Origin of the sequence: Micrococcus sp. KRD026, assembly GCF_017168445.1 — a bacterium.
Lineage (GTDB): Bacteria > Actinomycetota > Actinomycetes > Actinomycetales > Micrococcaceae > Micrococcus > Micrococcus luteus.
In genome coordinates, this window is the sequence record NZ_JABFBA010000063.1 from 12,689 (window position 1) to 28,109 (window position 15,421).

The 15,421-nt window shown below is 74.1% G+C and carries 12 protein-coding genes; 4 read left to right on the forward strand and 8 right to left on the reverse strand.

Going from position 1 to position 15,421, the window contains the following annotated elements:
- Positions 1-73 precede the first annotated feature (73 nt).
- The gene (locus J1M40_RS12140) at positions 74-277 is read right to left on the reverse strand and encodes a helix-turn-helix transcriptional regulator (RefSeq protein ID WP_002856639.1); all 204 of its coding nucleotides are present in this window, start codon (positions 275-277) and stop codon (positions 74-76) included.
- A gap of 3 nt (positions 278-280) precedes the next feature.
- Complete coding sequence (locus J1M40_RS12145; RefSeq protein WP_020621444.1) at positions 281-787, reverse strand: hypothetical protein; 507 nt, start codon at positions 785-787, stop codon at positions 281-283.
- A gap of 615 nt (positions 788-1,402) precedes the next feature.
- On the opposite strand from J1M40_RS12145, the gene J1M40_RS12150 reads away from it, so the two are divergent.
- Positions 1,403-1,765 (forward strand): VOC family protein, encoded by a 363-nt coding sequence (locus J1M40_RS12150; protein ID WP_020621445.1) that lies wholly within the window; start codon positions 1,403-1,405, stop codon positions 1,763-1,765.
- A gap of 221 nt (positions 1,766-1,986) precedes the next feature.
- Here the strand turns inward: J1M40_RS12150 and J1M40_RS12155 are convergent, their stop codons facing one another.
- The 3 genes from J1M40_RS12155 to J1M40_RS12165 all read right to left on the reverse strand — a co-directional run bounded on the left by J1M40_RS12155 (position 1,987) and on the right by J1M40_RS12165 (position 6,221).
- Positions 1,987-2,979, reverse strand: a complete 993-nt coding sequence (locus J1M40_RS12155; RefSeq protein WP_069941505.1) for a GNAT family N-acetyltransferase — start codon at positions 2,977-2,979, stop codon at positions 1,987-1,989.
- Positions 2,980-3,183: 204 nt separating this feature from the next.
- On the reverse strand, positions 3,184-5,055 hold the full coding sequence (locus J1M40_RS12160) for an alpha/beta hydrolase (protein WP_144826249.1): 1,872 nt from the start codon (positions 5,053-5,055) through the stop codon (positions 3,184-3,186).
- Positions 5,056-5,150: 95 nt separating this feature from the next.
- Positions 5,151-6,221 carry a 3-methyladenine DNA glycosylase gene (locus J1M40_RS12165; RefSeq protein WP_144826247.1) on the reverse strand — a complete coding sequence of 357 codons (1,071 nt, stop codon included), beginning with the start codon at positions 6,219-6,221 and terminating at the stop codon, positions 5,151-5,153.
- Positions 6,222-6,489: 268 nt separating this feature from the next.
- Here J1M40_RS12165 and J1M40_RS12170 point away from each other — a divergent pair, with 268 nt between their 5' ends.
- A complete protein-coding gene (locus J1M40_RS12170) occupies positions 6,490-9,474 on the forward strand; it encodes a S8 family serine peptidase (RefSeq protein ID WP_063190142.1) in 2,985 nt (994 codons plus the stop codon).
- Between the two features lie 126 nt (positions 9,475-9,600).
- On the opposite strand, the gene J1M40_RS12175 is transcribed toward J1M40_RS12170, so the two are convergent.
- On the reverse strand, positions 9,601-10,887 hold the full coding sequence (locus J1M40_RS12175) for an aspartate kinase (protein WP_063190141.1): 1,287 nt from the start codon (positions 10,885-10,887) through the stop codon (positions 9,601-9,603).
- A 240-nt stretch (positions 10,888-11,127) separates the two neighbouring features.
- Between J1M40_RS12175 and J1M40_RS12180 the strand changes: the two genes are divergently transcribed.
- On the forward strand, positions 11,128-12,141 hold the full coding sequence (locus J1M40_RS12180) for an ABC transporter ATP-binding protein (RefSeq protein ID WP_101965630.1): 1,014 nt from the start codon (positions 11,128-11,130) through the stop codon (positions 12,139-12,141).
- Positions 12,138-13,394, forward strand: a complete 1,257-nt coding sequence (locus J1M40_RS12185) for an ABC transporter permease (protein ID WP_101965629.1) — start codon at positions 12,138-12,140, stop codon at positions 13,392-13,394. The genes J1M40_RS12180 and J1M40_RS12185 overlap by 4 nt, the downstream gene beginning before the upstream one ends.
- Positions 13,395-13,437: 43 nt before the next feature.
- Here the strand turns inward: J1M40_RS12185 and recR are convergent, their stop codons facing one another.
- Both recR and J1M40_RS12195 read right to left on the reverse strand, forming a co-directional pair.
- The gene (gene recR, locus J1M40_RS12190) at positions 13,438-14,037 is read right to left on the reverse strand and encodes a recombination mediator RecR (RefSeq protein ID WP_002856659.1); all 600 of its coding nucleotides are present in this window, start codon (positions 14,035-14,037) and stop codon (positions 13,438-13,440) included.
- A gap of 115 nt (positions 14,038-14,152) precedes the next feature.
- The gene (locus J1M40_RS12195; protein WP_241252253.1) at positions 14,153-15,163 is read right to left on the reverse strand and encodes a hypothetical protein; all 1,011 of its coding nucleotides are present in this window, start codon (positions 15,161-15,163) and stop codon (positions 14,153-14,155) included.
- Between the last annotated feature and the right edge of the window lie 258 nt (positions 15,164-15,421).

Sequence of the window (15,421 nt, forward strand, 5' to 3'; positions counted from 1 at the left end):
CATGCCCCACGCCGCCCCGGGCCCAACGCGGGTTGACTTGTCACGGGTGCTGGGCGCCTGGACCCGCGACAACTCAACCCGCGTTGCCGTCCGGGGTGAACAGGTCCTCGATCCGCCGCCCGAACACGGCCGCGAGGCGGAAGGCGAGCGGGAGCGAGGGGTCGTAGCGGCCCTTCTCGAGGGAGATGACGGTCTGCCGGGAGACGCCGAGCTCGTCGGCGAGCCGCTGCTGCGACCAGCCGAGGCGGGCACGCTCGTCGGGGATGGTGTTCTCCACGGCTCAGCCCCGGCGCTTCTGGAGCGCGTAGCGGACGGCCACCGAGGCGCCCGCGAAGAGGAGCAGCCCGGCGCCCACGAGGGGGAGGCTGGGCTGCCACCCCGCCAGGGCGACGACGAACGTGCCCAGGCCCAGCACCACGAGCAGGTCGCCGAACGCGCCGGACTGCGCCTTCTCGAGCCACCGGCCTTCGATGGTCTCCTCGGTGTCCCGGACGGCGCCGCGCAGGGTGGTGCGGTCCACGAGGAACAGCCAGGCGAGGGCTGCGCCGACCGGGAGCGCCGACGCCGCCATGACCGCGCCCGTGACCGCCGGGAAGCGGGGACCGGCGTCGCCCTGGCTCGAGGCCAGACCGTAGGACGCGGCCCCGATCAGCAGGGCGATGACGACGCCGGCCACGAGGCTGACGAGGATCAGTCGCCCGGACCCGCCGCCCAGACGGGCGGAGCGGCCCCAGCGGGGGCGGCGGTCGCGGGCGAGGTCGGTGGTGGTGTGCGGCGTGGTGGCCATGGCGGTCCCTCCGGGGCGGGGCCGGGGTTTGTCCCCGTCGTGTGAAGCAAGCTTGACAGTAAAGAGAGTTTGACGTCAAGTCTGCTTGACGGTGGCCCGACAGGGCGGCGGCGGAGCTGGGCCTCGCCGTGGACGCCTCCACCGCCGCCCACGATGCTGGCCGCATGGCCTTCGAGGTGCACCCGCTCACCGCCGACCGCTTCGACGACTTCGCGCACGTCGTCAACCCGAACCGCCGCGCCACGCACTGCTGGTGCCTGTCCCCCCGGCTCTCAGCGCCGCAGAGGCACGCGCCCGGCGACCCCCGCGAGGACACCATGCGGGCGCTCGCTGCGGGGGAGCCTGCGCCCGGCGTCGTCGGTACTCGGACGGCGAGCCCGTCGCGTGGTGCAGCATCAGCCCGCGCAGCGCGATCCCGCGGCTCGTGATGCGACACATCCGCGGGTGACCCGGCCCTCCGCCGTCCGTCCGCCCGTCCGGCCAACGCGGGTTGACTTGTCGCGGGTCTGGGCGGTGAATACCCGTGACAAGTCAACCCGCCTTGCCCGGGGTGCCGCGCCCTTGGCTCGCGTGGAGTCGTCCCCGCCCGCCCCGGCCCGTTCCTGAGGAGCCGCCATGTCCCTCCGTCTCTCTCACACCACGTGGGACGCGCTGGACCCCCACGCCATCGCCGAGTTCTGGCGCGCGCTGCTCGGCTGGGAGGTCGACGAGCCTCACCTCTACCGCCCGGGGTCGGACGAGTGCTCACTCGTCGGCCCTGACGGGCAGGTCGTCCTCTTCTTCCGCGTCCCGGACGCCAAGCGCGTGAAGAACCGCGCCCACATGGACCTGCGCGCGGCCGCCGGCTCGACGCGCGACGCCGAGATCGAGCGGGCGCTCGCCCTCGGCGCCGCGATGGTCGACGACCGCCGCGTCGACCTCGGCTGGGCCGTCCTCGCCGACCCCGAGGGCAACGAGTTCTGCATCCTCGACGGCTGAGCCGACCCCACGACGGCCCGGCGTCTCCGCGGGGGAGTCGCCGGGCCGTCGGGGCGGACCGGGTACCGGGTGCCCGGGCCGTCCGCGGCGGCGGTGGTGTGGCGGGAGTGGTTCGTGGTCATGGGGCCCTCCTGTGGTCGATGCCCTGGGCCGGTGGCCCGGCCCGCCTCGGAGGCTCTGTGGGGGCCGTCCGACCGGACGTTGTGAAGCAAGCTTGACAGTCAAGTGACCTTGTCGTCAAGGGAGCTTGACGCCGGGGCCCGCGCGAACTCCTCCCACGTCGTGGGCGGGGTCAGCCCGAGCCAGGCAGGCTCGAGACGGAACCCGAGGGCCGCGTTCATCCGCAGGGACGCCGCGTTGGACTCGGCGCCGCCGGTTCCCCACTCGCGCCCACCGCGGGCATGGGTCGCCAGGACAGTCGCCGCCTTGACGGCCTTCGCCACGCCACGGTTCTCGTGCTCGGACGCGACCGCGGTGCGGTCGACCTCCCACCGGTCAGGGGAGCGGAACGTCAGGGTGAATCCGATGAGCACGCCTCCCTGGAAGGCCCCCACGGCGAGCCCCTCTGGGGTGGACAGTCGGGCCTCGAGGTCGTCCGGCAGCGGCTCGTGACGGGAGCCGTCGGTGTGCGGGAATCGGGGAGCCGCTTCCTCGTCGAGGGCGCGCAGGGCAGGCAGGTCGACGGCGGTCAGTCTCCGGACCTCGATTCCCCGCGCTTCGGCCACCGCGACGTGGCCACGGTAGGGCGCCAGGTCGGCGTCGTCGTCGAGGTGGAGGCGCGCGCCCCAGGAGCGGGAGCGCACGCTCCACCCGGCGTCGAGCAGCGCGGCGGCCTCGGCCGAGTCTTCGCGGTGCACGCGGGCGTCCGCCCGTGGGTCGGTCACGGGGGTGAGCATTGAGCACGGGATGTGCCCGGAGACGGCCTCGTCCGGATAGATGTGCGGGAACTCGGCCGAGTGGGGATCGGAGGGGTCTCCCGGCTCGCGCCGCACCCGCAGGCCGGCCCCCGCCAGTTCGTCCTCGTCCAGGCCGACGACGAACGCGTCGGGCCGGTCTGGGTAGATCGCCGCGCCGACCATTCCCACCTGGGCGGCGTCGTCGGAGGCGTGGAGGAAGCCGACGTCGTCGATCGAGGCGCCGCGCGTCGACGCCGTGTAGCGGCCGGTGCGACGCGCGGCGGCCCAGTCCTCCGGGAGGGTGATGTGCAGGATCATGGCGCGAGGCTATCGGCCTCGGCGTCGACGCCACCCCTCCGGCTGCCCATCGCGGGTTGAGTTATCGGGGGTGCGCGGCGGCGGCACCCGCGACAACTCAACCAGCGTTGCAGGGCCGCCCCGGGGCGTGACGACGGCCCGGCGTCTCCGCGGGGGAGTCGCCGGGCCGTCGGGGGCGAGCCGGGTGCCGGGGTGCCCGGGCCGTCAGTCCTCCAGGAAGGCCTCGACGTCCGGGGTCACCGCGCGGGAGTCGATCAGCTGACGCTCAATCGCGTCGTGGGTGATCCGGTTGGCCTCGCGCACGGCGTCGGTGCGCATCGAGATCTTGATGTCGCCCTTGTGCGTCGGGGTCCCGGCCACCTGGACCGGCTGGGTCTCGAGCGGCAGCGGGACGGCGTCGCACAGCGACTTCTCGGCCGGCTGGGCGCCGGTCAGGAAGTAGTCACGGATGGGCGCGTCCACGCACTCGGTGCGGTACGGGAACAGGCCGTGGGTGCCCTCGTTGTCCACGGAGATCAGGGACGTGTTGCGCAGCACGCCGGCGGCGCGGTGGCCGCCCTCGTACGGGGTCGCCGCGTCCAGCTCGGACTGCACGATCACGGTGTTCGGGGCGCCCTTGCCGCCGGGCTGGGAGGGCATGGAGGTCTGGGCGGGCCAGTACATGCACTCCGACGGGCCCATCAGCACACCGATCCACGGGGCCTTGCGGCCGAGGTCGTCCACCCACGAGGTCCAGTAGCCCTGCGAGGTGTTCCACTGGCCGTCCTGGCACCGGATCGCCGAGAACGCGCCCTCGAAGGTGACGGCGTCACCGGCCTGGGTGGCGGCGACGAGCTGCTCGCGCTCGCCCACGGTCTCCAGGCCGCGGGCGGCGAAGCGGTCGAAGGAGTCGCGCTCCTCGGCCGGCAGCGACGCACGGGCCTCGGCCAGGATGCGCTCGATCTGGGTGCGCTGCCCCGCGGGGTCCGTGGCCGCGGCCTCGGACTCCATGATGCGGATGCAGGCGGCGATGACGGACCCGGCGTCGAGGTACTGGGACGTGTCGTACATGGCAGGCAGCAGGAACGAGCCGGCGACGATCATGCCGAGCTGGGTGCGGGTGCCGCCCACGTCCTCCCAGCGCTGCCGGATCTGCATCGGGTTGTCCCCGAGGCCGAAGATCTCGTCGTGCCGGGCCACGTAGGGGAGCATCGCGTCCTGGAACTGGCGGTCGCGGGAGCGCGGCTGCAGGTCCCAGGTGGTCTGGAGCCCGTCGCGGGAGATGTCGACGGCGGAGTCCAGCAGGAACCGGTGCGCGTGCTGGGGGAAGACGCGCTGGTACCAGCTGCCCAGCCACGTGCCGTACGAGTAGCCGATGTAGGAGGTCTTCTCCTCGCCCAGGACGGCGCGGATGAAGTCCATGTCGTACACGGTCTGCTCGGTGGTGATGTACGGGGTGAGCTCGTTCTCGAGGCACGCGTCGACCTGGGCCTTCGTGTCCTGCCACACGTCGTGCTCGGGGTTCGGCGTGTAGGTGCACTCCAGGGCGGTGGACTGGCCCACGCCGCGGGGGTCGAAGCCGATGAAGTCGTACTGCTCGGCGAGCTCCGGGGCGCGCTCGGCCATGGCGGGCCCCCAGGGCAGGCCGGAGCCGCCCGGGCCGCCGGGGTTGACCAGCGCGATGCCCTGGCGCTCCGGGTTGCCCTTCGAGGTTTCGGTCTTGGCCACGCGCAGGGTGATGGTGTGGCCGTCCTCGGGGTTCTTCCAGTCGCGGGGCACCGTGACGTCGGCGCACGCGGTGCCGGGGATCGCGCTGAACCGGGCGTTGAGGCTCTCGCTGCCGAAGTCGCAGGCCTCCCAGTCCAGCGTCTGGCCCACGAGGTGCGGCGCGAGCGCGGCGGCGTCGTTGACCTTGTTGCCCCGCGTGGCGGAGAGGTCGTTGGAGCGGGCCTGACCCTGCGATGCGGACCCGTTGCCGTTGCCGTTGCCGTTGCCGGGCGCGGAGAGCGCGGGGGCGGCGGCCGTGACGGCGAGCGAGACGGCCGCGACGGCGGCGGCGAGCGTGGTGCGGCGGCGAGCTGGAACGGTTCTGGTCACGTCAGGTCCTCGAGTCGTTCGGTGCGGAGAGGGCCGGGGCGGTCACCGGATGACGCGAGTGATGCGCCTCACAGCCTGTAGAGCGGCCATCCTAATCATGGACGTGCGCTGGAAGTCCACTCGGCGTCCGGCCCGGTCCCAGGGGCCGCCCCCACGGCCTCGTCCAGCACCGCCAGCAGCCGCACCCGCAGCGCCTGCCCCCGCTCGGCGAACTCGCGCTGCCGCCGCGCGTACTCGGCACGCCCGGTCGGCTCCTCGATCCGCACGGCCGCGTAGCCGCCGCACCCGTCGGAGAGGTCGTCCACCCCGGTCAGGTCGTACGGCGAGGCCTCCATGTCCAGCCGGCGGATGTCCCACGCGAGGTCGAAGCAGTCCGCGAGCAGGCCCGAGGCGACCACCGGCACCAGCTTGTACGCCCACTTGTACAGGTCCATCCCCGCGTGCAGGCAGCCGGGCTGTTCCATCTCCCGCATCCCGGCGCGCGTGGGCAGGACGCCGTCGTCGCCCTCGTTGCGGTCGCGGGCCTCGGGCGCGAAGAACCGGAACGCGTCGAAGTGCGTGCACCGGATCCGCGAGCCCTCCACCACCGCGTCCGTCCCCTCGGCCCCGAGCCGCAGCGGCAGCTGGGAGTGCCGCACCCCGTGCACGTCCGAGCGGTACGCCATCGCCCACTCGTGCAGCCCGAAGCAGCCCAGGCGCGGCGCCCGCTCCGCCGTGCGCGCGAGCAGGTCCCGCGTGAACGCCACCCCCGACGCGCGGTCGGCCAGCACCGCCGCCACGTCCACCAGCCAGCCGCCCACCGCGCGGCCGTCGACGACGGCGCCCGCCACCTCACCGGCCTCGACGCGCCGGTAGTGCTTCCACTCGCCCCGGGGGGTCGTGCCCAGCTCGGCCGCCTCGGCACGGGCCGCGGCGCCGTCGTCGTCCGCGAGGAGGACCCCCGGCCCGGGGTGCCAGCGCTGCAGCGCGGCGGGGGAGTGCGTGTAGTAGCCGAAGAGGAAGTCCTGCACCGGGTGCTTCTCACCGCGCATCCGCAGGGCCACCAGCGGGTCCGTGCGTCGGGCGATGCGCTCGCGGTGCGCCCGCGCATGGGCCCGCCACACGTCGGCGGGCAGGACGACGACGGCGGTCGGCGGGGGTGCGGGGGCGGTGCGTGGCTCGGGCATGGCCCCACCATCCTCCCCCGTGGCGCCCCTCACGAGCGAGCGGGCCCACGTGATGCCGACGCGGGGAGCGCGCCCCGGCGGCCCCTATTCGACGGTCCTGGACGTTGCCTGACAAAGATCTGGTCAAACGCCCTACCGGACGGTAGATTGCATGTGTCTCGCTGTGGCGCTCATCACATGGGTGTCGATCTCCCCGTCCCCCGGCGCCATCCCCGCCGGCGTGCCACGGGCGAGAGCTGGGCGGACCTTGATGAGAAAGGCGGAGGCAATGCCTCAGAACCCCACCCCTGCCCGGCGCCGCCGGGCCCTGGCCGCGGCCGTCGCCGGCGCGAGCCTCGTGGCCGCTCCCGCGCTCGCGGTGTCGGCCACCGCCGTCGAACTGCCCGACGGCAGCACCGTCTCCAGCCCGCAGGGCGAGGTGCAGGTCCAGCAGCAGTTCGAGGACGGCCGCTACTTCGTGGTCCTGAAGGACCAGCCGTCGGTGACCGCCCCCGAGGCCGGCGCCGTTCCGGGCGCGGCCCCGAAGGCGAAGTTCGACCCCTCGCACCCGCGCGTGAAGAACTACGAGGCCAAGCTCCAGCGCCAGCAGGCGAAGGTCGCGAAGGCCCACGGCGCCAAGGCCGAGATCTCCTTCCAGCGGGCCGTGAACGCGTTCGTCGCCGAGCTGACCGCCGAGGAGGCCCAGGCGATCGCGAAGGACCCGGCCGTGCTCGGCGTCGCACCGGACGAGCAGGTGGCCCCGGACTACAGCTCCACCGAGTTCCTCGGCCTGCCCGGCAAGAAGGGCACCTGGAAGTCCGTGTACGGCAAGGCCGAGAACGCGGGCAAGGGCGTGGTGGTCGGCGTCATCGACTCCGGCATCCACCCGGACAACCCGTTCATCGACGGCCAGCCCGTCCAGCCGCTCAAGGGCAAGGCCAAGGTCGGCGTGCCGTACCGCACCGCGGACGGCCAGATCGCCGTGCTCAAGGCGGACGGCACCACCGCCACGGCCGAGTGCGAGACCGGCCCGGACTTCCCGGCCTCGTCGTGCGACTCCAAGCTGATCGGCGCCTACGCCTTCTCCGACGACTTCGAGCGCTTCGTCCCGGTGGACGAGCGGGCCCCGGAGGAGCGCATCTCCCCGCTCGGCGTGTTCTCCCACGGCACCCACGTGGCCACCACCATCCTCGGCAACACCGGGGTGGAGCAGACCATCGACGGCGACTCCTTCGGCGAGGGCGCGGGCGTGGCCCCCGCCGCGAACCTGATCTCCTACAAGATCTGCTGGGAGGACACCGACCCGGACACCGGCGGCTGCTACACCTCCGCCTCCGTGGCCGCCGTCGAGCAGGCCATCGAGAACAACGTGGACGTGCTGAACTACTCGATCTCCGGCTCCAACACCTCGATCGTGGACCCGGTGGCCATGGCCTTCAAGTCCGCCGCCGAGGCCGGCATCTTCGTGGCCGCCTCCGGCGGCAACTCCGGCCCCGGCCCGAACACCGTGAACCACGGCTCCCCGTGGCTGACCACCGTGGCCGCGGAGACGTTCTCCAACGAGCTCACCGCCACCGTGCAGTTCTCCGACGGCACGCAGCTCCGCGGTGCCTCCTCGGCCCGCACCGGCGTGGGCCCGGCCGAGGTCATCCATGCGTCCGAGGTCGCCGCCGGCGACGCCGAGGCCGCGCGTCTCTGCCTGCCCGGCGGGCTCACCGAGGAGGCCGCCGGCAAGATCGTGCTCTGCGAGCGCGGCGGGAACGCCCGCACCGAGAAGTCGCAGGTGGTGGAGGAGGCCGGCGGCGTCGGCATGATCCTCGTGAACACCCCGTCCGGCTCGCTGGACGCGGACATCCACGCGGTGCCGACCGTGCACATGAACGACAACGGCGTGATCGAGAAGGTGAAGTCCTCCGACCTCACCGCCACGATCGTCCCGGGCGACACCACCGGCCTGCCGGAGGACCCGCTGCCCCAGATCGCCGGCTTCTCCTCCCGCGGGCCGGCCAACGCCGTGAACCAGGAGCTCCTGAAGCCCGACCTCGCCGCCCCCGGTGTGAACGTGATCGCCGGCGTCTCCCCGCTGGACCCCGACTACCACGGCAACACGTTCGGCCTGATGTCCGGCACGTCCATGGCCTCGCCGAACCTGGCCGGCATGGCCACGCTGCTGATCGGCAAGTACCCGGCCTGGTCCCCGATGGCCGTGAAGTCCGCCCTCATGACCACCGCCGGCGACGTGTACAACGCCGACGGCACCGTGAACACGGACAACTTCGCCACGGGTGCCGGCTCCGCCGATCCGGCCGCCGCCGCCCGTCCGGGCCTGGTCTACGACTCCGGCAAGGAGCAGTGGGACGCGCTGCTGCGCGGCGACATCGCCGGCCGTGACGTGAACGTCCCGTCCCTGGCGATCCCCGACGTCGTCGGCTCGGCCACCGTGACCCGCACCGTGACCGCCCTGGAGAACGGCCGCTGGCGGTTCTCTGCGAACGTGCCCGGCTTCGAGGTGACCGCCTCCCCGGCCGTGCTGGACCTGAAGGCCGGCCAGTCCGCCGACGTCGAGCTGACCGTCACCCGCACCGACGCCGCCGTGAACACCTGGACCCACGGCTCCATGTCCTGGACCACCGCCAAGGGCAAGGCCGTCCCGGAGGTGACCTCCCCGGTCACCGTGAAGGCGAAGTCCGCGACCGTCACCTCCGCCGTCGAGGGCTCCGGCGCCACCGGCTCCGCCGACGTGGAGATCACCCCCGGCGTGACCGGTGAGCTGACCCCGCAGGTCCTGGGCCTGGGCAAGGTGGACTCCACCGTGGCCGCCGCCACCGCGAGCAACTCGCTCGAGTCCAGCGCACTGGCCGTGTCCACGGTGACCGTGGAGGAGGGCACCCAGTCCCTGGTGGCCTCGATCAACGCGGGCGCCGCCGGCGCCGACTGGGACCTGTACGTGATCACCCCCGAGGGCAAGCAGTTCTCCCGGGCGACCGCGGACGAGTCCGAGACGCTGACGATCGCCGACCCCGCCCCGGGCGCCTACACCGTGGTCGGCCACCTGTACGCGGCCAACGGCGGCAAGGACACCGGCACCCTCGAGACGCTCAAGCTGCGCGAGGACGCGGGCAACCTCACGGTCTCCCCGAACCCGGTGCCCGTGACCTCGGGCAAGGCCACCGAGGCGACCCTCTCCTGGTCCGGCCTGACCTCGGGCACCTGGAAGGGCCTCGTCACCTGGGACGCGGGCATCACGACCGACGTGACCGTCCAGGTCCCGTGACCGCCGACCCCCTCCGTCCTCGCTGACGGAACGGGAGGAACCGCCCGCACGACGCCGGCCCCGCACCTTCACGCTGAAGGTGCGGGGCCGGCGTCGTTGGTGGGTGGGGCAGCGGCGGGTGCGGCGTCAGCGGCCGGTGCCGCCGTAGACCGTGGCCTCCTCCTCGGCGTCGAGGCCGAAGGCGGCGTGCACGGCGCGGACGGCGTCGTCGAGCTTGTCCTCGGCGGTGACCACGGAGATGCGGATCTCCGAAGTGGAGATGAGGTCCACGTTCACGCCGGCGTCGGCGAGCGCCTTGAAGAAGGTGGCGGAGACGCCCGGGTTGGAGCGCATGCCCGCGCCGATCAGCGAGAGCTTGCCGATCTCCGGGTCCGAGACGATGTCCTGGAAGCCGATCCGGTCCTGGGCGGCGCGCAGGGCGGCCATGGCGTCCTTGCCCTCCACGATCGGCAGGGTGAAGGAGATGTCCGTGCGACCCGAGCCCTCGCGGGAGATGTTCTGCACGATCATGTCGATGTTCACGTTGGACACGGCGATCACGCGGAAGATCTCGGCGGCCTTGCCGGGCACGTCGGGGACGCCGACGATCGTGACCTTGCCCTCGGAGCGGTCGTGGGCGACGCCGGAGACGATGGGCTGTTCCATGGGAGCGCCTTCCTGAAGGGTGATGGTGTCGTTCGGGTCGGGCAGGATCCAGGTGCCCTCGTGGTCGGAGAAGGAGGAGCGCACGTGCAGCGGCACGCCGAAGCGGCGCGCGTACTCCACGGAGCGCAGGTGCAGCACCTTGGATCCGGAGGCCGCCATCTCGAGGGTCTCCTCGGAGGAGAGCTCGGTGAGCTTGCGGGCGGTCGGCACGACGCGCGGGTCGGCCGAGTAGACGCCGTCCACGTCCGTGTAGATCTCGCACACGTCCGCGCCGAGCGCGGCGGCGAGGGCGACGGCCGTGGTGTCCGAGCCGCCGCGGCCCATGGTGGTGATGTCCTTGGACTCGGGGCTCATGCCCTGGAACCCGGCCACGATGGCCACGCGGCCGGCGTCGAGGGCCTCCTGCACGCGGTGGGGGTTGACCTTGACGATCCGGGCCCGGCCGTACGAGGTGTCCGTCAGCATGCCGGCCTGGGAGCCGGTGTAGGAGCGGGCCTCGACGCCCTCGGCGTGGATCGCCATCGCCAGCAGGGACATGGAGATGCGCTCGCCGGCCGAGAGCAGGATGTCCATCTCGCGTGCGGGCGCGTCCTGCGTGAGCTCGGCGGCGAGGTCGAGCAGCTCGTCCGTGGTGTCGCCCATGGCTGAGACCACGACGCACACGCGGTTCCCGGCCCGGACCGTGTCCGCGACGCGGCGGGCCACGCGCTGGATGCCGGCGGCGTCGGCCACGGAGGAGCCGCCGAACTTCTGGACGATGAGACTCATGGGTCGCTCCGGACGGGATCGAGGGTCGGTTCGGGCCAAGTCTAGGGGCGCGCACCCGCGCGAGTCCGCCAGGTGAACCCCTGTTCCGGATGCTGGACCCGGCGCCCGCGGCCGGTCAGGACGACGGCGCCCGCGGCCCCGCCTGCGACCCCGCCTGCGACCCCGGTCGGGCTCGGATCGGCGCCGGGATCATCCCCCGGGTGGATCCGCGTCCGTGCACGGCCCGGCAAGGATGGGGCCATGACCGCTCCAGCACCCCCGCCCGCCGCACCCGTCCTGGGGGCGGCCGCCCACGACGGGATCGTGGCCCACGGCCTCGCCCGCTCGTTCGGCGCCGTCCATGCGGTGCGGGACGTCTCCCTCACCGTGCCCGCCGGCTCCGTGACGGCCCTCGTCGGCCCGAACGGCTCGGGCAAGACCACGCTCCTGCTCATCTTGGCCACCCTGCTGCGCCCGGACGCCGGCGCCGTGTCCGTGGCCGGGGTGGACGCGGTGCGCGAGCCCGTCGAGGCCCGGCGGCGGCTCGGCTGGATGCCCGACACCCTGGGCGTGTGGGAGGAGCTGACCTGCCACGACATCCTCGCCAGCCTGGGCCGGCTCTACGGCATGGGGAAGGCGGAGGCGTCAGCGCGCGCGGACGAGCAGCTCGCGTGGGTCGAGCTCACGGAGTTCGCCCACCGGCCCGCCCGCGTGCTCTCCCGCGGCCAGCAGCAGCGCCTGTCCCTGGCTCGGGCCACCGTGCACCGGCCCTCCGTCCTGCTCCTGGACGAACCCGCCAACGGCCTCGACCCGGCCGCCCGCATCCGGCTGCGGGACGACCTGCGCGCCATGGCCGCAGCCGGCACCGCCGTGCTCGTCTCCTCCCACGTGCTCGCCGAGCTCGAGGAGATGTCCGACCGCGCCGTGTTCCTCCATGAGGGCGCCACGGTGGCCACCCAGGAGTTCCGCGCCACCGACGACCTCGCCCGCCCCTACCGGATCGCCGGACCCGACCCGACGGCCCGGGACACCCTCGTCCGCGCCCTCGAGACCCGCGGCCTGACCGTCACCGCGGCCACCGGCGCCGGCGCGGGCCAGCGCCGGGACGGCGTCGTGGTGCAGCTGCGGGGTGAGGCCGCCGCGGCCGCGCTGCTCGCGGACCTCGTGCGCGAGGGTGTGCTCGTCAGCCACTTCGCCCCGGAGGGCTCCCGCCTCGAGAACGCCTACCTGGGCCTCCATCTGGAGGGCCCCCGCACCGAAGGAGACCGGCCGTGAGCACCGCCGTCGCGACCTCGATCCATGACCGCCGCCCGCCGCAGCCGCAGCCGGGGGGACGCCTCGGCGCGGCCCAGGCCGTGGCCACCGTGGTGGGCATGGAACTGCGTCAGCGGCTGCGCTCGCGCGGCTGGTACGTGCTGTTGGGCGTCTTCTTCGTGGTGGTGGGGGCGGTGACCCTCGGCGCCCTCGGGCTGCGCGGCCTGGGCGTGGCGGAGATGGAGGCGTCCGGCCTGGAGCCGGAGCTGGCGGAGCAGCAGATGCGCGCCCTGGGGCGGACGCTCTTCGACGGCGTCCTGCTCTTCGTCCTCACCCTCTCGCTGCTGGTCTCGCCCGCCCTGGCGGCCAACGCGATCTCGGGCGACCGTGCCGGCGGCACGTTGGCCATCACCCAGGTCACGCTGCTGCGGACCGGGCACCTGATGGCGGGCAAGTGGCTGGCCGCGTGGATCGCCTCCGCCGCGTTCCTCGCGGCCGCGCTGCCGTGGCTCGCGGTCGCGGCCGTGGTGGGGCGCGTGTCCCCGTGGGCCGTGCTGGTGGGGCTCGTGATGATCCTCGTGGAGTTCGGCATGATCGCGGGGATCGGCGTGGCCGTCTCGGCGATCGCCGGGCGCACGCTGTTCGCCGTCGTGGTGACGTACCTGATCGTGGCGGCGCTGACGATCGGCACCCTGGTGGCCTTCGGGCTGTCCCTGCAGTTCCTGCAGACCGAGGTGCGGGCCAACGACGCCGAGTACGGCTCCATGACGGCGGAGCCGTTCACCGAGGCGGAGCTCGAGAAGATGACCCCGGAGGAGGCGGAGCAGGCCTGGGCCGAGTGGGAGGCGGCGCACCCGGAGCTGTACGACGGGATCGCCGACCGGTGCGTCGGCCCGGTGACCACCCGGACGATCCCCGACCCGCGGCGCAGCGGATGGCTGCTCGCGGCGAACCCGTACGCCGTGCTCGCGGATGCCTCCCCCTGGGAGGGTGGGCTCGTCGAGGACGGGACCCGGGCGGAGCCCGGGCCGCTCAACCTGCTGTCCGTGGGGCTGCGCTGGACCCAGCGAGACCCCGTCCGGGACGTCGAGTGCCTCGACGGCGAGCTGCGCGGTCTCGACAGCACCGGCGTGCCGGATCGGCAGGGCACCTGGCCGGTGTGGCCGCTCGGTCTGGCGATGCAGGGTGTGCTGGTGGCCGGGCTGGGCTGGTGGGGCCACCGTCGCCTGGACACCCCGGCCGGGCGGCTGCCCGCCGGCACGCGCGTGGCCTGAGCCGGGCCGGCGTCGGGCGGGGCCTGCTCGACGCCGGCCGGTGTCAGCCGCTGATCAGACGACGTCCCTCGAAGGCGCGGCCGAGGGTGACCTCGTCCGCGTACTCGAGGTCCCCGCCGACGGGCAGACCGGAGGCCAGGCGCGTGACGCGGATGCCCGTGGCGCCGAGGAGCCGGCCGAGGTAGGTGGCCGTGGCCTCGCCCTCGAGGTTGGGATCCGTGGCGAGGATGACCTCCTGCACGGCCTCGTCCTGCAGCCGGGTGAGCAGCTCGCGGACGTGCAGCTGCTCGGGGCCGATGCCGGCGATCGGATTGATGGCGCCGCCGAGCACGTGGTAGCGGCCCTGGAAGGCGCGGGTGCGCTCCATGGCCATGACGTCCTGCGACTCCTCGACCACGCAGATCTGGGAGCGGTCCCGGCGCTCATCCCGGCAGAGCGAGCACACCTCGTCCTCGGACACGTTGAAGCAGACCGAGCACAGCCGCACCCTGTCCTTGACCGTGCGGATGGCGTCCGCCAGCCGCAGCATGTCCTCCCGGTCCGCCTCCAGCATGTGGAAGGCGATGCGCTGGGCGGACTTCGGCCCGATGCCCGGCAGGCGGCCGAGCTCGTCGATCAGGTCCTGCACCGCGCCCTGGTACATCCGTCTCCCTCGTCCGATGGTGCGTCTCGTGGTCCGTGCGCCCCGACGCGGCGCCGTGGTCCGGCGCCGCGTCCATCATGCCCGCGGCCCCGGACGGCGTACGGGCGCGTTCGCCTCAGGCGTCGTTGGGGCGTTCCTCGAGCAGACGGCCGCCGAGCACCCGTTCGACGACGGCTCGGCCCACGAGGCCCGAGTCCTCGAGCGGGACGTCGTCGTCGCTGGCGACCTCGTCCTCCCACCCCACCCCGGACGTCGCCGGGGCGGCGGGGCCGGTGTCGGCGGGCCGGGCCGGGCCGCGACCCTGGGCGGCCTCGCGGGCGGCGCGGATGGCCGCGGCCCGCGCGTCCAACGAGGGCGGCGCCGAGGCTCCCCCGGCAGGCTCGACGTCGGCGGGGCGCGCCCCGAGCGAGGCCGCGCTCGGCCGACCCCCGGCGGGGGAGCCCGGCGTGGCGTCCGGGCCGGGGCCGCCGGGAGCGCCGGGGCCGCCGCCCGTCCCGCTGCCGCCGCCCGAGCCCGCGTTCACCGGAGGCTCGAGGGGCCCTCCGGCCCGGAGCCGCTCCATGAGCCGCGGGTACATGCTCGCCGGGTGGCCCGAGCCCGGGAAGTCCGAACCGGTCGGGCCGGCAGCCGCACGCGGCGTGGCGTCCGCGTCGTCGGCGGGCACGCCCGGATCGGGGGTCTCGTCGGCCGTGGGCGCGCCCGTTGGGCGCCGCTGCTCGTCCGAGGACGGGCCGGCGCCCGAGGCGGCCGGGTGGAGATCGCGTCGCTCCGTGGCCGCCGCGTCGTCATCCGGGGCGGGTGACGGCGTGGCAGGCCGGGCGGAGTCACCGTCCGCGGCTCCGCCCGCGCCGTCGTCGAAGCCGGCGGGACGGGTCGCGCCGAAGCGCTTCGCGAACTCCGCGCGCAGCTCCGCCTCCGGACGGGCGAACACGGGGATCGAGTGCTCCTCCTCGCGGACCAGCGGCCCCGGGTCGTAGGCCCGACGGACCTCCTCGGCGCTCGGCTCGCTCTCGTCGGGGGCCGGGGCGTCGGGCCGGACCGGGGAGTCCTGGCCGGCGTCCGGCGCGGCGCCGCCGGGGGCCGGGGCGGCCTGCGGCGGCGCCCCCCAGTCCTCGACCGACGGCACGGGGCCGTCCCAGCCGGCGGCGCCGACGGGCCGCTCCTCGGCGTCGCGGGCCGGCGGGGTCCAGCCCTCGGGGCCGGCCGAGTCGTCCTGCTCCGCGTCCGGGTCGAACGCGGGCAGCGAGTCCCACGGGTCCTCCTCGGGCGGGCGAGGTCGTCGGTGGCGCGGAACTCCTGGGTGGCCACCGTGGCGCCCTCATGGAGGAACACGGCGCGGTCGGACATCTCCTCGAGCCCGGCGAGCACGTGGGAGGAGACGAGC